Below are 19,147 nucleotides of genomic sequence, written 5' to 3'. Positions count from 1 at the left end.
TCGTACCCTGCATACTGAAACATTCCTTCCGGCCGGCGTGCGCATGGCCGACAATCGACTGCACCGTGCCACTGCCATGGAGCCTTAGCCATGAGCGACGAACGAAAGTCCCTGATCGACCGTGGCCACCTGCCAACCCGCAACCTGGCCGAATGCCTGGCGGTGGATCAAGCCGCCTTGGTCAACGCCTTGACAGGCCAACTGCCAGCAGCATTGGTAGAGCACCTCGCTGCCAGTGCGGCCCAGGCCCAGGCACTGGGCCTGTCAAAAAAAGTGGCGGCCATTGGCCTGGCGCTGGGCAAGTGGCTGGAGCAGGCCGCCGAGTCCTTGCGCCAGCAGGTGTTCGAGCAATGCTGCACGCACCCGTCCGATACCGTGCGCAGCTGGGCGGCGTTCGCCCAAGCGTACCTGTCACGCTCGCAGCCAGCGGAAGATGCCCTGCTGGCGCAGTTTCGCTTCGCCCGCGATGAGCACTTCGGCGTACGTGAATGGGCCTGGATCGCCCTGCGCCCGCGCATGGCCCAGCACCTTGAAGCCGCCCTGGCGCTACTCGGCCGCCATACCGGTGATGCCGACCCGCTGGTACGTCGGTTCTGCATCGAGATCCTGCGCCCGCGTGGCGTTTGGTGCGAGCACATTGCCACGCTCAAGCAACAACCAGAAGTGGCCGAGCCGTTGCTGGTACCGCTGCTGGCCGAAGCTGAGAAATACGCCCAGGACTCAGTCGCCAATTGGCTCAACGATGCCAGCAAGACCCGCCCCGACTGGGTACTTCAGCTGTTTCAGCGCCATCCCCCGGCCTGCAAGGCCTCACAGCGCATCCAGACCCGGGCTACCCGAAGCCTGCGGCAGTGACACACCACAAGTCGACTACCCCTAACGTGCAGAGCCCCAGCCCTTGATCGAAGCCGCCGGCTACTGAGGCCCGCTCCCCGGCACCAGCCTGCCCGGACCGCAAACGGCCGATCGTAGGCGAGTAACCGAGGTCGGCAACGGCCGAGATCAGCGCGAGGTTTCGACGCGCAGCACTTCGGTGTAGATCGCGTCAACCGTCTGGCCAACCTTGAGGTTCTTCATGCGTTTCTGCAGGTCTGGGTTCTCGACCTTGACCACCTGCAGCTTGCCCTCCGGTGGCAACAAGCTCACCTCATGCGTCTTGAGGTCGATCTTCTTGATCTGAGAGGTAACCTTGACCTGGCGGAACGCCTCGCCGCCCGGGTTGGGATTTTGCTCGGTTGCACGGATGGTACCGGACTCTTCAGTCGCTTTCGGCGCCCCCCCCACTTCCGGATTGAGCACATAGGCCACGGCGCGTGTCACGTAGATGTCGACTTGGTCACCGACTTTAAGGTTGGGCAGCGCTTTGGCCTTTTCGGTCAGTTGGAACGTCACATCCTTCTTCTCGTCAGGGCCTTTCACCGTGACTTGTCGGGTGGCCAGGTCGATAGCCGTTACCTGTGTGGTGACATGGCTTTCCAGCGCCTCGCTCCCGATGGGGATACCGGCAGCCTGTACCGTGAAGCTGGCAGCAGAGGCCAGCGTGGCAAGGGTTACAGCACGAGCGAGAGTACGAATGGGGTTCATAGGCGTGCTTCCCTGTGATCAAGTCCGAATAGGCGCGTGAAAGGCTCACGCGCTGACAAGCATAGCCATTACCGGCCGCCTTGCCGGCCCTCTCGGCTGGCGACGCATTTCGTCGCCGAAATCACTGTTATAGCTAATGCGAATTCTTTACACTTGCTTTACATTTGCAAATCGTTACTATTCGTGACTCCCGATAACAACAAAGAGTCGCCTGTAATGGCAAAAAGGTCTGTTGCCCCAGCATCCATTTCCATGCTGGGCCTGCTCGTTGTGCCTGCTGTCCACGCTGCCGCCCAAACCGATACGCAAAGTAGCCTCGCCCTGCCCGCCACCGCCGTCACCAGCGTCTATGAGCAGCAAAGCTACAAGGCCAGTGAAAGCCGCAGCGCCATGAAGATCGACGCGCCGCTGCGCGATATCCCGCAAACCGTCAACGTCGTTCCCGAAAGCGTGATCAAGGACCAAGGCGCACAGTCCATGGAAGACGTGCTGAAGAACGTGCCCGGCATCGGCCTGTCCAACGGCGACGGCCAACGCGATCAGGTGACCATCCGTGGCTTCAGCGCCATTGGCGACATGTACATAGACGGCGTGCGTGACGACGCCCTGTACTTTCGCGATCTGTCCAACATCGAGCGTGTCGAGGTGATCAAGGGCCCGGCCGCGGTGCTGTATGGCCGTGGCTCCTCGGGCGGGCTGATCAACAGCATCAGCAAAAAACCAAGCTTCACGCCCAAGCGCGAAGTCGGCATGAACGTCGACAGCGAAGGCAAACGCCGAACCCAGTTCGACACCGGCTGGGCCGACCCGCAAAGCAACCAGGCCTACCGCGTGACCGGTGCCTTCGAAGACAGCGACACCTTCCGCGATGATGGCTACATCGACCGCAAGGCCATCGCACCGTCGGCCTACTTCCGTCTCTCGGACGATCTGGAACTGAACCTGGGCGCCACCTACCTGTACGACAAGCGCCTGATCGACTTCGGCATCCCGGCCCTGGGCAACCGCCCGGTGGACGTGGACCGCGACAAGCGCTTTGGCTCTGGCGATGCTGACCAGGATTACGCCCGCAGCGAGGTGTTCTCGCTTACAGCCAGCCTGGACTACCGCATCAACGACAACTTCACCCTGACCAACACCAGCCGTTACTACCGCTACGACCTGGACCGCAACAACACCTTGGCCGACAGCAGCCCGACGCGCTTCGTCACCGCGCCCGACGGTGAACTGCTGATCAAGCTCAACCGCGGCAATGTCGCCCGCGATGAGTACGGTGTGTTCAACCAGACGGAGCTCAAGCAACAAGCGCAACTGGCCGGCATGCAGCACAACCTGTTGTACGGCGTGGAAGCAGGCTTTCAGGACAAGTACCAGCGCGTGCTGAGCCAGACCAACGTGGCCCAGGTACCGGTGTACCGTGATGCCTTGGTGCCGGTACCGGTACCGGAACATGCCGCCAACCTGTCGTCCAAGGGCACCAACTTCCAGCAGACCACCGGTCTGTACGTGCAGGACATGATCGAGCTGAACGCGCACTGGAAGGCACTGGTCGGTGTGCGTTATGACATCTTTGGCCAGGAGTACGACGACGACCGCGTGCAAAACATCGACCTGGATCGTACCGACAAGACCTGGAGCCCGCGTGCGGGTCTGGTCTACCAGCCAGACGCCATCCAGTCCTACTACGTGTCGGTCAGCCGCAGCTATCAGCCTTCGGGCGAAGTGTTCGCGGTGAGCCCGAGCAACCAGCACCTGGAGCCGGAAGAAACCACCAACTATGAAATCGGCGCCAAATGGGACCTGCTCGACAGCCGCCTGTCACTGACCGCCGCAGTGTTCCGCCTTGAGCGCACCAACATGAAGACTGCCGACCCGGCCAACCCCAACCTGACCGTATTGGCTGGCGAACAGCGTACCGATGGCTTTGAAGCCACCGTCAGCGGGCATCTCACCGACAAGTGGCAGATCTATGCCGGTTACGCTTACCTGGACGCCGAAATCACCAAGTCCAACAGCAAGACCAATGGCGTGGCGAACGAAGGCCAGACCCCTACCCTGACGCCGCGCAACAGCGCCAATGTCTGGTTGGTACGTAGCCTGACACCAGAGTGGCGTGTGGCCGCCGGAGCCAACTACGTCGACGAACGCTACACAGCGCTCGACAATGTGGTGGTGATGCCAGGCTATACCACCTTCGACGCCGCGCTGCTGTACAGCGTGCCGCAGTGGGATGCCGCGCTGCGCCTGAAGAACGTGTTCGACCGTGACTACTATGCCTCGGCACATGGCTCGGTCGACCTGATCACCCCAGGGGCGCCGCGCACACTGGAAGCCAGCTTCAACTACCGCTTCTGACCCACGCGCAATGCCTGTCAGTCAGCAATTGGGCCGCTCTGCGGCCCATCGCCAGCAAGATTTGCCGAATTGACCCGATAGCATTCAGCGATTCCGCGTCACCCGCCACACTGTATTCGCCAGGTCATCGGCAATGATCAACGCCCCCCGCGGGTCCACCGTCACCCCAACCGGTCGCCCACGGGTCTTGCCATCCTCACCGCGAAAGCCCGTGGCGAAGTCGATCGGCTCCCCTGCAGGCTTGCCATTGCTGAACGGCACGAAAATCACCTTGTACCCCACCGGGTTGGGCCGGTTCCAGCTGCCGTGCTCGCCCACGAACACACCGTCTGCAAAGCGCTCGCCCATTGCCGAGGTCGAGAAGTCCACACCCAGTGCAGCCACATGCGAACCCAGGCTGTAATCCGGTTTGATCGCCGCCGCCACCTTGTCCGGGTTCTGCGGCCGCACCCGCTCATCCACATGCTGCCCCCAGTAGCTGTAAGGCCAACCATAGAAGCCGCCTTCACGTACCGAAGTGAGGTAGTCTGGCACCAGGTCGGGGCCCAGCTCATCCCGCTCGTTGACCACCGTCCACAACTGCCCGGTCTGCGGCTGGATGGTCAATGCCGTCGGGTTACGCAAGCCGGTGGCATAGGGCCGGTGTGCGCCGGTCTCGGCATCAACCTGCCAGACCATGGCCCGATCGATCTCCACCTCCAGGCCGCGCTCGGTGATGTTGCTGTTCGAGCCGATACCCACATACAAGAAGCGACCATCCGGGCTGATGGTCAGGGCCTTGGTCCAATGGTGGTTGATTTCAGCCGGCAGGTCGGTGACCTTGGTTGGCGGGCCGTCGGCCTGGGTCTGGCCTTCCTTGTAGTCAAAGCGCACCAGCGCATCCTGGTTGGCTACATACAGCTTGCCGTTGGCATAGGCCAGGCCGTACGGTGCGTTGAGGTTATCCGCAAACACGGCCTGTACCTCGTAGTTGCCATCGCCGTCAGCATCGCGCAGCAAGGTCAGGCGGTTGCCACCCTTGACCTGGGTATTGCCCTTGGCCTTGATCTGGCTAGCGATCACATCCTTGGGCTTGAGCTTGGCCGCGCTGCCTCCCCGGCCCTCAGCCACCAGAATGTCGCCATTGGGCAGCACCAGGCTCTGGCGCGGGATTTTCAGGCCGGTGGCAATGGCGGTGACACTGAAGCCCTCCGGCACGGTCGGTTTCAGTTCGCCCCAGGCAGCCGGTTGCGCAATCTTCATGCTCGGCAGCAAGCCGCGCTGAGGCTCCGGCAGTTTCGGGTCCGGGCCATGGGCCTGGGTCGGCTCGCCGTCGCCACCACAGGCACTCAGCAATAGCGCCACACCCAACAGGCTAAATGCATGCAAAGGCTTCATGCCACACCTCCTGAACGCAGGTTGCTCAAACCGGTCCAGGCGGCCACCACTGCGAGCACTGTCACGATTACCGACAACACCAACCCAGAAGGCATCACCGCCCAGGCGTCCTTGGCATGCTCAAAGGCATTGATCAGCCCAAGCCCCCAAGTCACCAGCAGCAGCACGAAGTACAGCGTAGCGCGTCCGCCCTTGCGCTCGGCGCGGATCAGGTTGGCCAGCGCGAACAACAGTGCCAGCCCACAGAAGACCAGGGCCCCGGCGATGAGCCAGGCGGCGAAGTTGCTCCACTGAATCTGATAGCTGTTGTAGTAGGCGATATCGCTCAGCAGCGCGCCAAGGAACAACGGCACACTGCCCGCCAGCAGCAGGGCATGCAGCGGGCTGGGCGTACAGCGGTAGAGGGTTTGATCAGGTGCGGTCACGGTGCCTCCTTTTCATTCAGTGACCCAGGGGCTGATGGTCTTGCGCCATCAGGTAAGCGCAGGGTGCGCTTAGCAAAGGAGCCCCTTGACGCCCCGATAGTTCACCGTTTCGCTGTAATGAAATATCCTGCAAGGCATTTGCTGCCAAGCGCAGAAGGGGAATACATGAGCAGACCAAACGCGTACTGGGCCCTGGCCACCCTGCTCAGCCTCAGCCTGGCTCTCGCCGGCTGCTCCAGCAACGCCAGCAAGGCACGCTACGCCACGCCTGCAGTGGGCTCCAACTGCTTTGCCAAGGCCGTCCCCACTACCGGGGAAGGCGGCCTGGCCTGGGGCAATACATTGAGCATTGCGCGACAGAAATCCCTGAATAACTGCGTGCGTTATGCCAGCCGCTCGGGAGGCACGCCCAGGACTTGCCAGGTAGTGATGGCCAAGTGCAAAAACTGAACATATAACAATCTCAAAGTAGGAAACTTCCTACAAAAATACTGCAACTTTTCACACGATATTGCGCAAACACAATACATATGCATTCAAATAAAATCTTACACTTTCAGCCTCGACCCAAAAGCAGCGATCGAGGCATTGTCTTTCACTTGAATTCCAGACACTTGATCGCCCGCGCATCTTAGCAAGTAAGTAGGAAACTTCTTACAGCATAGAGTCGGGCCTGAAATCCAGCACAGTATGAATACCGGCATTTCAGTCTTGTCAGTACTGAAAGTTGCCGCAGTGCGTCTCTGGTTGGAAAAGACTGTCTCTCTGAGCAAGGAGCTCGCATGACCAATGCCTCCGTCAGTAGCGCCACCTCCGGCCCTGCCTGCAGCGCACGCGTGCCCATCCTGCCATTGCGCTACGCCATCATGCCCCGCACCGGCGACGCCCCCGCCTGCCGCTATGCCGATGCAGGCTTCAACCTGGAACAAGGCTTCCCCACGCTGCAGCACTCGGCCTACACCCTCCGCGCTTTGCGCCCGGGCTATGTCTACGTGTTCATGAAAGGCCCTCAGGGCGAAAACCCGTTCAAGGACAAAGCCGATTCGATCGGCGCCATGTTCGGCGCCAGCGACAACGTGATCGAAGGGCTCGCCGGTCGCTTCCCGGCCATGGCGGACATCACCGACCTCACCGCCCAGTCGGTCAATACCGTGGTGCTCAAGCGACTGCGCGGGCAGACCCGTTGGGATGCCAGCCATGGCCTGCGCCAGCAAGTGTTGCTGGCAGCGCACGAGGCCAATGCCGAGAAAGCCCTGGGATTGCTGGCGGCGCGCTATCGAATCACCGAGCAGGCCATTACGGAAAACCCCTTTAGCCAGGAGGTGCAGCGGTATTTGAAGAGCGGCATGGCGCAGGTTGAAGAGATGAAAGCGTTGCGCATTTCGGGTAGCCGCACGGTGTCCATCGAGCTGACCACCACTGCGCGTGCGAAACCCAACTTCCTTGGGTTGCTCACCTCCGGCGGTGGTGGTGGTTTAAACGCGGGGATGCTGTGGTTCAACATCTTATCGCTCAAGACGGCCTACAACAGCCTGCAGAAGAGCGATGCACCGGAATACACCCTGGGGTTCGCTTCATCTGTGTTCGGGGTGATCGGTGCAGCGGCGGCAACGTTGGTCAGCGTACGGGCAACGCAAAAGGCCGTCATGCTGAGATTAAGTGCCACAGCGCCGGGCATGGCCTTTGGCAATGGGGTTATCAAGTTTTTGAGTAGCAATCTGTTTGCGCGTTTAGCCGGATACCCGGCGATTGCGCTGGGTTTTTTCGCGGACGGTACTAAGGCGCTACGACAGTACGAAAATGGTGATCTAACTGCAGCCGGTTACACTGTGGCGGGTGGATTCACCATGGCTATTGGTTCCGCTGTCGTCCTTGAAGCAGGACTTGCAATTGCAGGCGTGACATCGGTTGTGCCCTTTGCCGGATGGGCCGCCGCTGCCCTTGTCCTCGTAGGTGTAGCCATCATCGCAGGAGGCCTCTACCTACACGCCAAGGCACATGAACGCCTTCACAGCCCAATAGAACTGTGGGCAGCACGTAGCATATTCGGCAATCGCATCAATGATGGAGAGGCGCACGCCGACATCAACTTGGACTTTGACAAAAAACTGCCTGCTTTCACCTCACTGCAAACGGAAATTAAGGCTTGGCACAATGAACATTACGGGCCCAAGCTACTATCCGCCGAGCAGGCCCTATCCCTCGGCATAACTAAAGCCGACACCCGATGGCATCAGAATAACCACTGGTCGCCGCCAAATTGGACAGCTATCACACATAACGAAGTAGCCACCCCCCAACCAACCGTAGAGTTCACAGTGCTGCTGCCTGCATTCAGGCTAGGCGTAAGTGAATGGTCAGGAAGTTTGAGCTCCGTCCGTGACAACCACGGAATTGACGTTTTTCCAATCAGCCCGACCGGCCACCTCGTAGATGCTGGCTTAGTTCTACATTTCGAAAACACACTCGCCAACCAAAATCATGTCTCACTTCATCTAACCTACAACGCCAATCAAGGCCTGGACGAAGACAATGAGACCCTGTCAATTTTTCGTCTGGAGCGCTGATCATGGCAACCATCTGGATATTCAACTCAATGTCAGACTCTGGACACAAGCCCTCTATCACAGGGCAACTATTAAGCTTATCTGACACCATTTTATGCTTAAGGAATCCATGGATCACAGACTCTGTCTTCATGGGAAAGCTGTATTGCGCGATAACTGTTCTGTCAATTGCCGGCTTTTACCCATATTTACTATCCAGGGATATATGGCGCATGTACGAAACCGCTCCATTATTAGCGACTGGATTCTTGCTTATGCCTTTCACTTTCCTACCTTTCCTCATTTATCGAATATATTTCATAAAACGCTTATCAAGCTTCTGCTTCAATCGGGCGACCCAAAAAATCTACTATCAACGTTTAAGCAAGGTACTGGTCTTTGAGTGGAGCAATACCGGCGGTGGTATTTTTAAGCGTACGGAATACGGCGGCTCATCATTCAGCACCAGCTATGCCCTCGCCTTCGCCCCCCGCCGGGAAGACGGCAGCCTGCATCAAAAAGACTGCCTCTGGGTCGACAGCAACGAACCCACCGAACCCGGCGTCAAGCATGTGGCCGAGGTATGGGAATACCTCCGCCACTTCATGGACCACGGCCCGGACAAACTCCCCCCGCCCGGTGAGCCCAACTGGTGGCACAAGCCACTGCACGCCATCTGCCTGACCCCGGCAGAAGCCTGGCGCCACTATGCCCCTTGGCGAACCGGCGAGCCCGGTGAAATGCAGGGCAAAAAGAACTGGCAATTGCCGTTCTGGGCCGTGCTGTTTCCCTACAACCTCTCCGTCGCCCTCTGCTGGTATGGCATCTGCCGCCTGTTCAACGTCCGAGCAGCGCCACCGCCTCCCGAAGCATTTGAGGAGGCCCCAGCGCATTCAACCCAAAAAGGGAAGCGTACATGAGCGACACCTCCGTCAGCAGCGCTACCTCCAGGCCCTGTCTGCAGTTCACGCGTACCCATCCTGACGGTGCACTACACCAACGCGCCATGCACCCGCGACTTCCCGGCCATGGCTGAGACCCTGTCAATTTTTCGTCTGGAGCGCTGATCATGGCAACCATCTGGATATTCAACTCAAGCTCAAGTTCAGGGCATAAACCCGCTATTGGCGGGCAACTATCAAGCTTGTCAAAAACCACCTTATGCCTGAGAAACCCCTGGGTAACAGACTCAGTTTTTATGGGAAAGCTGTACTGTGCAATGACCATTGCGCTCGTCATCTTCACCTACCCTTACTTACTCACCAGTGAAGCCTGGAACCCATACACCTTTAGTTATACCTTTATCCTCCTTACACTAATTGCACCTTTAATCTTCCTCCCATTCTTAGCCTATCGAATATATTTCATAAAACGCTTATCAATTTTCTGCTTCAATCGATCAACCCAAAAAATCTACTACCAACGTTTGAGCAAGGTACTCGTATTCGAATGGGCCAACACCGGAGGTGGCATTTTCAAGCGCACCGAATACGGCGGCTCATCGTTCAGCACCAGCTATGCCCTCGCCTTCGCCCCCCGCCGGGAAGACGGCAGCCTGCATCAAAAAGACTGCCTCTGGGTCGACAGCAACGAACCCACCGAACCCGGCGTCAAGCATGTGGCCGAAGTGTGGGAATACCTGCGCCACTTCATGGACCACGGCCCGGACAAACTCCCCCCGCCCGGTGAACCCAACTGGTGGCACAAGCCACTTCACGCCATCTGCCTGACCCCGGCAGAAGCCTGGCGCCACTATGCCCCTTGGCGAACCGGCGAGCCCGGTGAAATGCAGGGCAAAAAGAACTGGCAATTGCCGTTCTGGGCCGTGCTGTTTCCCTACAACCTCTCCGTCGCCCTCTGCTGGTATGGCATCTGCCGCCTGTTCAACGTCCGAGCAGCGCCACCGCCTCCCGAAGCATTTGAGGAGGCCCCAGCGCATTCAACCCAAAGGAAACGCACATGAGCGACACCTCTGTCAGCAGCGCTACCTCCGGGCCCTGTCTGCAGTCACGCGTCCCCATCCTGACGGTGCACTACATGGCACCTTAAGCACCTTGGACTTCGACAGTAAGGCAATTCCCTCAGATACTGAGCCGACCTGCTACTTAACTAGAATCGATACAGCCAGAGCAAAAAGCGGCACTCTATTAATAAATTTCCTACCAAACCAAGGCTTATCCGCCAACACTCATTCAATCTCAACCCTTCATGTCGAGAGGTAGCGCCGTGGCCACAACATGGTTATTTAGCCCACATGAAAACACTTATATTAAACCAAAAATCCACGGACAAATCAGCAAAATAACCACAACATTAGCACAGCTTAGAAATCCATGGGTTTCCGACTCAGTCTTCATGGCCAAGATGTATACCGCCACGATTTTAGCCATCGCGATTGTATCCTACACAGGCTTTTTCACCCACTCAATCAATTACCAACAGGAAGGGGCATATGTATTTATTGCAATACAGCTCCTCGGACCATTTATTTTTACTCCATTCTTAGCCTACCGTGTTTTCTTAATAAAAAAACTCTCTGACATATACCTCAATAGAGCCACCAAAAAAATATATTACAAACGCATAAATACACTCATAGTTATTGATTGGAATAACACTGGAGGCGGTATTTTCAAACGCACAGAATTCGGCGGCTCCTCCTTCACCACCAGCTATGCCCTCGCCTTCGCCCCCCGCCGGGAAGACGGCAGCCTGCACCAAAAAGACTGCCTGTGGGTGGACAGCAACGAACCCACCGAACCCGGCGTCAAGCATGTCGCCGAAGTGTGGGAATACCTGCGCCACTTCATGGACCACGGCCCGGACAAACTCCCCCCGCCCGGTGAACCCAACTGGTGGCACAAGCCACTTCACGCCATCTGCCTGACCCCGGCAGAAGCCTGGCGCCACTATGCCCCCTGGCGAACCGGCGAGCCCGGTGAAATGCAGGGCAAAAAGAACTGGCAATTGCCGTTCTGGGCAGTGCTGTTCCCCTACAACCTGACCGTCGCTCTATGTTGGTACTGTGTCTGCAAGCTTTTCAATGTCCGTGCAGCGCCACCACCGGCGGAGGCTTTCGAAGGGGGGCCTGCTAAGCCCGAATAGTCATCACCTGAAGTGGATAGGAAAAGAACGCTAAGCGCCTGGATGGCAACGCGGCAAGACAGAATGAGGATGGCACCCAGATCAAAGGGCTGTAGGACGGCGCCTGACTTATCGCAGGCAACCCAGCGTCCACAGGTTCGGCACAAATCTCAAGAGCGGTGCAATACCTGTGGCGCTGGCTTGCCGGCGATGATTGGGCGCAGCGCCTGTCAGGCGAACTTGGCCCGGGCCGCGTGCAGCTTCTTGTAGCTGTCGATCAGGCGCAGGTGGCGATCAAGGCCTTCGAGCTTCATGCTGGTCGGGGTCAGGCCATGGAAGCGGACACTGCCGTCCACCGAGCCCAATACCGCATCCATGCGCGCATTGCCGAACATACGGCGGAAGTTGGCTTCGTAGTCATCCATCTCCAGTTCGTCATCCAACTGCACTTCCAGCACCACGTTCAGCGCCTGGTAGAACAGGCCGCGGTCTACGGTGTTGTCGTTGAACTGCAAGAATGCCTCGACCAGTTCCTTGGCATCCTCGAAACGCTGCACCGCGAGGCAGATCAGCAGCTTCAGTTCGAGAATGGTCAGTTGGCCCCACACTGTGTTTTCGTCGAATTCGACACCGATCAGCGTGGTGATGGTGGTGTAGTCATCCACATCGCAGTTGTCCAGGCGCTTGAGCAGCAGCTTCAGCGAGCGGCTGTCGAGGCTGTGCAGGTTGAGGATGTCGGCACGGAACGACAAGGCGCGGTTGGTGTTGTCCCAGATCAGGTCCTCGACCGGGTAGATTTCCGAATAGCCCGGCACCAGGATGCGGCACGCGGTGGCGCCAAGGTTGTCGTACACCGCCATGTACACTTCCTTGCCCAGGTCTTCGAGGATGCCGAACAGGGTCGCGGCCTCCTGCTGGTTGGAGTCCTCGCCGTGCCCGGAGAAGTCCCACTCGACGAATTCGAAGTCGGCCTTGGCGCTGAAGAAGCGCCACGACACCACGCCGCTGGAGTCGATGAAATGCTCGACGAAGTTATTCGGCTCGGTCAGCGCGTGGCTTTCGAAGGTGGGTTGCGGCAGGTCGTTCAGGCCTTCGAAGCTGCGGCCCTGCAGCAGCTCGGTGAGGCTGCGCTCCAGCGCCACTTCCAGGCTCGGGTGGGCACCGAACGAGGCAAACACGCCACCCGTGCGCGGGTTCATCAAGGTCACGCACATGACCGGGAACTCGCCCCCCAGTGACGCATCCTTGACCAGCACCGGGAAGCCCTGCTCTTCCAGGCCCTGGATGCCGGCGACGATCGCCGGGTATTTGGCCAGCACCTCTTGCGGCACGTCCGGCAGGCACAACTCGCCCTCGAGGATTTCGCGCTTCACTGCCCGCTCGAAAATTTCCGACAGGCACTGCACCTGCGCCTCGGCCAAGGTGTTGCCCGCGCTCATGCCATTGCTGAGGAACAGGTTTTCGATCAGGTTGGACGGGAAGTACACCACCTGCTGGTCGGACTGGCGCACGAACGGCAGCGAACAGATGCCCCGCGCCGTGTTACCCGAGTTGGTGTCATACAGGTGCGAACCACGTAGCTCCCCGTCAGGGTTGTAGATCGCCAGGCAGTGCTCATCGAGGATCTCGGTCGGCAGCGCGTCGCGCGGGCCCGGCTTGAACCACTGCTCGTTCGGGTAGTGCACGAACGGGGCGTTGGCCAGGTCTTCGCCCCAGAACTGGTCGTTGTAGAAGAAGTTGCAGTTGAGGCGCTCGATGAACTCGCCCAGCGCCGAGGCCAGCGCAGCCTCCTTGGTGGCGCCTTTACCGTTGGTAAAGCACATCGGTGACTGCGCATCGCGTACGTGCAGCGACCACACGTTGGGCACAATGTTGCGCCACGAGGCGATCTCGATCTTCATCCCCAACCCGGCGAGGATGCCCGACATGTTGGCAATGGTCTGCTCCAGCGGCAGGTCCTTGCCGGGGATATAGGTGCTGGTGTCCGACACCGGCATCAGCAACCCCTGGGCATCGGCATCGAGGTTGTCGACCACTTCGATCACGAACTCAGGGCCGGTCTGCACCACCTTTTTTACCGTGCAGCGGTCGATGGAGCGCAGGATGCCTTGACGGTCCTTGTCGGAGATGTCTTCGGGCAGTTCGACCTGGATCTTGAAGATCTGGTTGTAGCGGTTTTCCGGGTCGACGATGTTGTTCTGCGACAGGCGGATATTTTCGGTGGGGATATCGCGGGTCTGGCAGTACAGCTTGACGAAGTAAGCCGCGCACAAGGCCGATGACGCCAGGAAATAGTCGAACGGGCCGGGGGCCGAACCATCGCCTTTGTAGCGGATAGGTTGGTCGGCGATCACCGTGAAGTCATCGAATTTGGCTTCGAGACGGAGATTGTCGAGAAAATTGACCTTGATTTCCATGCGGGATTACCGTGATTTAAGCGTGCAAAACGAAATTGGCCGGCATTATCCGGGTTTTCGTTGCGCAAGTCCTGTTCAACACCGACCGCAGGCTTGATTTTTCGAAGCTGGCTTGCGTATTCCGCCGGATTACTTGCCTGATCCTCTGAAGCCACCCCCGCCACCAGACCAGCGGTCATCCTGCTGTGCTAGCGTTTCTGCACCGGGGGACAACGTATTCCCCATGCAGATAAAACACAGCGACAACAACCGTGACGGGCAGGTGAAACCATGGAACTACGCATCAATCAGAAGACCTATCAGGTCGAGGCGGACGCCGACACGCCCCTGCTGTGGGTAATCCGCGATGACCTGGGGCTGACCGGCACCAAGTATGGCTGCGGCTTGGCCCAGTGCGGCGCCTGTTCGGTGCTGGTGGACGGCAATGTGGTGCGCGCCTGCGTTACCCCGGTGGCCGGTGTGGTGGGGCGTGAGGTCACCACCATCGAGGCGATCGAAGCCGACCCCGTCGGCAAACGGGTGGTCGCCGCCTGGGTCGAGCACCAGGTGGCTCAATGCGGCTATTGCCAGTCTGGCCAGGTCATGGCAGCCACGGCGCTGCTCAAGCACACGCCCAAACCCAGCGATGCGCAGATCGATGCAGCCATGGTCAACCTGTGCCGCTGCGGCACCTACAACGCCATCCATGCCGCTGTGCATGACCTGGCCCAGGGGGAGCAGGCCTGATGAACACGCCAGTCGATACACCCGCCGAACTGCTCAGGCTGCAGCGGGGCGAAACGGTCAACCTGTCACGTCGGCGCTTTCTTGCCGGCACCGCAGTCGGTGCCCTGGTGCTAGGTTTCGGCCTGCCCATGGGCTCGGCCCGCGTGCAGGCAGCAGCAGCCGCTGCGGCAACTGCGGAACGCGGCACCCAGGTGCCTGCATTTCTGGAGATTCGCCCGGACGGCACGGTGCGCCTGCTGAGCCCCTTCATGGAAGGCGGGCAAGGCCCTTTCACCGCCATGGCGCAGATTGTGGGTGAAGAGCTGGATGTCGACCCGGCCCATTTCGTGGTCGATAGCGCACCACCGGGCGAAGCCTACGTGGTGATGGAGAACGGCATGCGCATCACCGGTGGCAGCATGTCGGTGCGCATGAGCTACCCCACCATGCGCCGTCTGGGCGCGCTCGCCCGGGGCATGCTGCTGCAGGCGGGCGCCGAACACCTGGGTGTACCGGTCGATGAGCTTTCTACCACACCGGGTAATGTAGTACATACCACGACCGGACGTTCCGTACCCTACGGTGAGCTGGCCGGTCGCGCCATGGACCTGCCGGTGCCCGACCCGGCCAGCGTCAAGCTGCGCGACCCCAGCCAGTTTCGCTGGATTGGAAAGCCCGTACGCCGCCTGGATGCCTACGACAAGTCCACCGGCAAGGCCCAGTACTGCATCGACATCAAGGTCGACGGCATGCTCCACGCTGCCGTGCAGCATGCGCCGCGCCTGGGCATGACGGTTGGCAGCCTGCGCAACGAAGACCAGGTCAAGGCCATGAAAGGCGTACATTCTGTGCATCAGCTGCCAGGTGCCGTGGCCGTGGTCGCCGAGCGCTGGTGGCACGCCAAGCGTGCAGTGGAGGCGATGCAGGTAGACTGGAAAGAACCGGCCGCCGACAGCAAAGTGCGCCCGATGCCGGCCGATTTTTCCAGCGACGCCTGGCGCGAACACCTCGCGACGGTGCAAGGGCCGTCCCGTGATGAAGAGAACGGAGGGGATATTGCCGGCGCCTTGGCCAACGCCAAGACCCAGGTCGAGGCCAGCTACCACAACCAGTACCTGAACCATGCCCAGCTGGAGCCACCGTCCGCCCTCGCCCGCTTCAACCCGGACGGCAGCCTCGACGTCTGGCTGCCCAACCAGGCCCCGGACATGTTCCGTGACGACATTGCCAGACGCACCGGCCTGGAGCCTGCTCAAATCAACCTGCACTCGCCGCTGCTGGGCGGCTTCTTTGGCCGCCACTTCCTGTACGACTCTGCCAACCCCTACCCGCAGGCCATTGCCCTGGCCAAAGCGGTTGGCCGGCCGGTGAAGCTTATCTGGAGCCGCGAGGAGGAGTTTTTGCGCGATGTACTGCGCCCCGTCGCAGTGGTGAAGTTCCGCGCCGGGCTGGACGCAGACGGCATGCCAGTGGCGCTCGAAGCGGTAAGCGCCACCGAGGGCCCAACCGAGGCCCTTGCTGGAAAACAAGGGGAGAAGATCGACCCGACCGCGCTTGAGGGGCTGTCAGGCAAGTCCTACGCCATCGCCAACAAGCGCATCGCCCAGATCTATGTCAAAGGCCCGGCCATGCTCGGTTACTGGCGCTCGGTAGGTAACTCGCTGAACGACTTCTTCTACGAATCATTCCTGGACGAACTGGCTGACAAAGGTGGCAAGGACCCGTTTGAACTGCGCCTGCACCTGCTGCGCGACAACCCGAGACTGACCAACCTGCTGAACGCAGTGGCCGACTTGTCCGGCGGCTGGAAGCGCGGACCGTTCACCGCCGAGGATGGCAGCAAGCGCGCACGCGGCGTGGCCATGGCCTCACCGTTCGGCTCGGAGGCTGCGGTCATTGCCGAGGTTTCGATCGACAACGGCCAGGTCAGGGTGCACGACATCTGGCAAGCCATCGACCCGGGCAGCATCGTCAACCCGGCGATCATCGAGCATCAGGTCAACGGCGCCGTCGCCCTGGGCCTGTCGCAGACGCTGGTGGAAGAAGCGGTGTACGTGGATGGCAAGCCGCGCGCACGCAATTACGACCTGTACCCGATCCTGCCGCCTTCGCGGATGGCGCGGGTGCATGTGCGCATCATCGAAAGCGGGGCGAAGATGGGCGGCATCGGCGAACCACCGCTGCCCGCCGTGGCCCCGGCGGTGGCCAACGCGGTCGCGCAGCTCACTGGCCAGCGCGTGCGCAGTTTGCCATTGAGCCGCCACACCTTCAGCTGATCGCACAAGGGACGCCTCATGACCCATCGTTTCGCAAGAACCGCTGGCTGGCTGGCGCTGCCGTGCCTGGTCGCGGCGGGCCTGCTGGCCTGGTATGTCACCCGTGAACCCGCATCGCCGTTTGCCGACGCACAGGCCACTGCTGCCGACCCGGCGCTGGTCAGCCGCGGCGAATACGTCGCCCGGCTCAGTGACTGCGTGGCCTGCCATAGCCTGCCGGGTGGCAAACCGTTCGCCGGCGGACTGGAAATGGCCACCCCGCTGGGGGCAATCCACGCCACCAACATCACCCCCGACCGCGACAGCGGCATCGGTAACTACACCCTGGCCGACTTCGACCGCGCCGTGCGCCAGGGTGTCGCGCCGGGTGGCCGACGGCTGTACCCGGCGATGCCTTACCCGTCCTACGCCAAGCTCAGCGATGATGATGTCAAGGCGCTGTATGCGTTCTTCATGCACGGCGTGCAACCGGCGCGGCAGGCCAACCTGGGCAGCGACATCCCCTGGCCGCTGAACCTGCGCTGGCCCATCGCCTTGTGGAACGGCCTGTTCGCCGCCACTACGCCTTACACCGACAAGGCCGGGCAGGATGCACAGTGGAACCGTGGCGCCTATATCGTCCAGGGCCCCGGACACTGCGGCAGTTGCCATACGCCACGTGGCCTGGCCTTCAATGAAAAGGCGCTGGATGACAGCGGCAAGCCGTTCCTGTCCGGCGCACTGCTCGACGGCTGGTATGCACCCAGCCTACGCGCCGATCACAACACCGGGCTGGGGCGCTGGAGCGAGGCAGAGATCGCGCAGTTCCTGAAGACCGGGCGCAACCGGCATGCAGTGGTATATGGTTCGATGACCGAGGCGTTCAACAACTCCACGCAATTCATGCATGATGACGACCTGGCTGCCATCGCTCACTACCTGAAGTCGCTGCCCGGCGACCCCCAACGGGACGGCGCGCCATGGCATTACCAGGCCGAATCGCTAGCGACACGGCTGGACAGCCCGGGAGCGCGCACCTACGTGACACGCTGTGCGTCGTGCCATGGCCTGGACGGCAAGGGCCAGGCCGAATGGATGCCGCCCTTGGCCGGGGCGACCTCGGCACTGGCCAAGGAGAGCGCCTCGGCAATCAATATCACGCTCAATGGTTCGCAGCGGGTGGTGGCTGCAGGGGTGCCGGACGCCTATCGCATGCCGGCTTTGCGCGAGCAGTTGAGTGATCAGGAGATTGCCGACGTGCTCAGCTTTGTGCGTACGGCCTGGGGCAACCAGGGGGGTGCGGTGGATGCGCAGGCGGTAGGCAAGCTGCGTGGGCATACCGACCCGGCCAGCAGCAGCCCTATCATCTTGCATATGCGTTGAATTGGAGTGGCACATGTACCGACGCGAGGCTGCCCCCAACAAAGACCGCGCAGCACATGAGCCACTCTGTCACTGCCACCGCTCCAGATTCTGTTTCAACCACTGCTCGGGCAAGGCCCCGCCAACGATCTTCGCCATCTCCCGCGCCAGCGCCTCACGCAGCAGTGGCCGGTTGCAAGGCGACTCATGTGAGATTGCCAGGTACAACCCTTCGCTGGACACCGGTGGCTGCAAAACCTGCACAGTGGCTGCGATGCCCAATGTGCGCGCCAGCGCCATGCCAGGATACTGCTCGTACACCACGTAATCGCTGCGCTTGTGCATCAGCTTCTCGAACGCCTGCCTGGCAGTGGGCACCGCTTCGAGGGTGAGACTGGCCTGGGCGTATTCATCGAACTGTTGGCCGTGGCTATTGTTGACCAGAGTGCCACCCTTGCGGCCTTTGAGGTCGGCCCATTGCTGGTAGGCAAAGGCATTGTCCTGGCGCACCCAGATGACGCTGGGTGTGCGCAAAAACGGCGGGGCAATGAAGTCCACATGCTGCCGGCGCGCTTCGGTCAGGAAATACCCGGCCATCAAGTCGATCCGCCCGGTGCGCACTTCTTCCTGGGCTCGTGACCACGGCCCGGCGTAAACCACCTCTATCTCCAGCCCCAACTGCTTGCCCAGGTATTTGAGCAGGTCGGCATTGGCACCGATCAGTCGCTGAGGGTTCAGCGGGTCGCGCCACAGGTACGGGGGGTATTCCGGGTTGCCTGTGGCGGTCAGCCGTAGGCATGCATCATCCGCTGTTGCAGCCAGGGGCAGCAGTGACAGGCACATCAGGAGCAAGACGTGGCGAAAGCAACGCTCGATCATCTACGACCCTCGGCACATGAAACACCCGGCGATCCGGCGTAGTGGCCAAAGGCTGCCACCTGCCGTGGTCGCCTGCAGCTATCATCTGCGCGCTGTAGACAGTCTGGACCATCAGCAACCCGCAGACGAACCTTTCATCGTCCCGTTGATAAATCTGC

General features: G+C 60.3%; 14 protein-coding genes and 1 pseudogene. 10 read left to right on the top strand and 5 right to left on the bottom strand.

Translation table 11 applies throughout. The features are described from left to right. Positions 1–90: 90 nt before the first annotated feature. Complete coding sequence (locus tag ACF8FB_RS24570) at positions 91–855, top strand: hypothetical protein (protein ID WP_392509368.1); 765 nt, start codon at positions 91–93, stop codon at positions 853–855. A gap of 147 nt (positions 856–1,002) precedes the next feature. Here ACF8FB_RS24570 and ACF8FB_RS24565 read toward each other — a convergent pair whose 3' ends face one another. Beyond that, a complete protein-coding gene (locus tag ACF8FB_RS24565) occupies positions 1,003–1,584 on the bottom strand; it encodes a hypothetical protein (RefSeq protein WP_010954456.1) in 582 nt (193 codons plus the stop codon). Between the two features lie 216 nt (positions 1,585–1,800). Between ACF8FB_RS24565 and ACF8FB_RS24560 the strand changes: the two genes are divergently transcribed. Next, positions 1,801–3,939, top strand: coding sequence for a TonB-dependent receptor (locus tag ACF8FB_RS24560; protein ID WP_392509369.1), 2,139 nt, complete (start codon positions 1,801–1,803; stop codon positions 3,937–3,939). 84 nt (positions 3,940–4,023) lie between these two features. Here the strand turns inward: ACF8FB_RS24560 and ACF8FB_RS24555 are convergent, their stop codons facing one another. Together ACF8FB_RS24555 and ACF8FB_RS24550 are read right to left on the bottom strand one after the other, a co-directional pair. Beyond that, entirely contained in the window at positions 4,024–5,316 is a 1,293-nt protein-coding gene (locus tag ACF8FB_RS24555; protein ID WP_010954458.1) for a sorbosone dehydrogenase family protein, read from the bottom strand. Then, entirely contained in the window at positions 5,313–5,741 is a 429-nt protein-coding gene (locus ACF8FB_RS24550) for a DUF2231 domain-containing protein (protein ID WP_003247665.1), read from the bottom strand. Before ACF8FB_RS24550 ends, ACF8FB_RS24555 begins: the two co-directional genes overlap by 4 nt. 165 nt (positions 5,742–5,906) lie before the next feature. On the opposite strand from ACF8FB_RS24550, the gene ACF8FB_RS24545 reads away from it, so the two are divergent. From ACF8FB_RS24545 to ACF8FB_RS24525, 5 genes and pseudogenes are all read left to right on the top strand, one after another. Continuing rightward, positions 5,907–6,191: a hypothetical protein gene (locus ACF8FB_RS24545; RefSeq protein WP_049588094.1), complete on the top strand. Its 285-nt coding sequence runs from the start codon at positions 5,907–5,909 to the stop codon at positions 6,189–6,191. Between the two features lie 377 nt (positions 6,192–6,568). Next, positions 6,569–8,308 (top strand): annotated as a pseudogene (locus ACF8FB_RS24540) (toxin VasX); the annotation flags it as partial. Between the two features lie 2 nt (positions 8,309–8,310). After that, positions 8,311–9,207 carry a DUF6708 domain-containing protein gene (locus ACF8FB_RS24535; RefSeq protein ID WP_392509475.1) on the top strand — a complete coding sequence of 299 codons (897 nt, stop codon included), beginning with the start codon at positions 8,311–8,313 and terminating at the stop codon, positions 9,205–9,207. Between the two features lie 149 nt (positions 9,208–9,356). Continuing rightward, positions 9,357–10,250 carry a DUF6708 domain-containing protein gene (locus ACF8FB_RS24530; protein WP_392509476.1) on the top strand — a complete coding sequence of 298 codons (894 nt, stop codon included), beginning with the start codon at positions 9,357–9,359 and terminating at the stop codon, positions 10,248–10,250. Between the two features lie 263 nt (positions 10,251–10,513). After that, positions 10,514–11,392, top strand: coding sequence for a DUF6708 domain-containing protein (locus ACF8FB_RS24525; RefSeq protein WP_392512232.1), 879 nt, complete (start codon positions 10,514–10,516; stop codon positions 11,390–11,392). Between the two features lie 209 nt (positions 11,393–11,601). Here the strand turns inward: ACF8FB_RS24525 and ACF8FB_RS24520 are convergent, their stop codons facing one another. After that, complete coding sequence (locus ACF8FB_RS24520) at positions 11,602–13,788, bottom strand: OsmC domain/YcaO domain-containing protein (RefSeq protein ID WP_108190673.1); 2,187 nt, start codon at positions 13,786–13,788, stop codon at positions 11,602–11,604. 270 nt (positions 13,789–14,058) lie between these two features. On the opposite strand from ACF8FB_RS24520, the gene ACF8FB_RS24515 reads away from it, so the two are divergent. The 3 genes from ACF8FB_RS24515 to ACF8FB_RS24505 are packed head-to-tail and all read left to right on the top strand — an operon-like array spanning position 14,059 to position 18,131. Beyond that, a complete protein-coding gene (locus ACF8FB_RS24515; protein WP_003256023.1) occupies positions 14,059–14,514 on the top strand; it encodes a (2Fe-2S)-binding protein in 456 nt (151 codons plus the stop codon). Further along, positions 14,514–16,769 carry a molybdopterin cofactor-binding domain-containing protein gene (locus ACF8FB_RS24510; protein WP_392512230.1) on the top strand — a complete coding sequence of 752 codons (2,256 nt, stop codon included), beginning with the start codon at positions 14,514–14,516 and terminating at the stop codon, positions 16,767–16,769. The genes ACF8FB_RS24515 and ACF8FB_RS24510 overlap by 1 nt, the downstream gene beginning before the upstream one ends. Before the next feature lie 18 nt (positions 16,770–16,787). Further along, complete coding sequence (locus tag ACF8FB_RS24505) at positions 16,788–18,131, top strand: cytochrome c (protein WP_010954465.1); 1,344 nt, start codon at positions 16,788–16,790, stop codon at positions 18,129–18,131. A gap of 69 nt (positions 18,132–18,200) precedes the next feature. Here ACF8FB_RS24505 and ACF8FB_RS24500 read toward each other — a convergent pair whose 3' ends face one another. After that, complete coding sequence (locus tag ACF8FB_RS24500; RefSeq protein WP_010954466.1) at positions 18,201–18,989, bottom strand: ABC transporter substrate-binding protein; 789 nt, start codon at positions 18,987–18,989, stop codon at positions 18,201–18,203. Between the last annotated feature and the right edge of the window lie 158 nt (positions 18,990–19,147).

Source organism: Pseudomonas sp. yb_2, assembly GCF_043103905.1.
GTDB lineage: Bacteria > Pseudomonadota > Gammaproteobacteria > Pseudomonadales > Pseudomonadaceae > Aquipseudomonas > Aquipseudomonas alloputida.
Note: the sequence above shows the minus strand (reverse complement) of the source record. Positions and strands in the feature narration are given on the sequence as shown.

Bases quoted from the DNA above. Each gene is read 5' to 3' on its own strand.
- ACF8FB_RS24570 (WP_392509368.1), top strand. From the start codon at position 91: ATGAGCGACGAACGAAAGTCCCTGATCGACCGTGGCCACCTGCCAACC.
- ACF8FB_RS24565 (WP_010954456.1), bottom strand. From the start codon at position 1,584: ATGAACCCCATTCGTACTCTCGCTCGTGCTGTAACCCTTGCCACGCTG.
- ACF8FB_RS24560 (WP_392509369.1), top strand. From the start codon at position 1,801: ATGGCAAAAAGGTCTGTTGCCCCAGCATCCATTTCCATGCTGGGCCTG.
- ACF8FB_RS24555 (WP_010954458.1), bottom strand. From the start codon at position 5,316: ATGAAGCCTTTGCATGCATTTAGCCTGTTGGGTGTGGCGCTATTGCTG.
- ACF8FB_RS24545 (WP_049588094.1), top strand. From the start codon at position 5,907: ATGAGCAGACCAAACGCGTACTGGGCCCTGGCCACCCTGCTCAGCCTC.
- ACF8FB_RS24535 (WP_392509475.1), top strand. From the start codon at position 8,311: ATGGCAACCATCTGGATATTCAACTCAATGTCAGACTCTGGACACAAG.
- ACF8FB_RS24530 (WP_392509476.1), top strand. From the start codon at position 9,357: ATGGCAACCATCTGGATATTCAACTCAAGCTCAAGTTCAGGGCATAAA.
- ACF8FB_RS24520 (WP_108190673.1), bottom strand. From the start codon at position 13,788: ATGGAAATCAAGGTCAATTTTCTCGACAATCTCCGTCTCGAAGCCAAA.
- ACF8FB_RS24515 (WP_003256023.1), top strand. From the start codon at position 14,059: ATGGAACTACGCATCAATCAGAAGACCTATCAGGTCGAGGCGGACGCC.
- ACF8FB_RS24510 (WP_392512230.1), top strand. From the start codon at position 14,514: ATGAACACGCCAGTCGATACACCCGCCGAACTGCTCAGGCTGCAGCGG.
- ACF8FB_RS24505 (WP_010954465.1), top strand. From the start codon at position 16,788: ATGACCCATCGTTTCGCAAGAACCGCTGGCTGGCTGGCGCTGCCGTGC.
- ACF8FB_RS24500 (WP_010954466.1), bottom strand. From the start codon at position 18,989: ATGATCGAGCGTTGCTTTCGCCACGTCTTGCTCCTGATGTGCCTGTCA.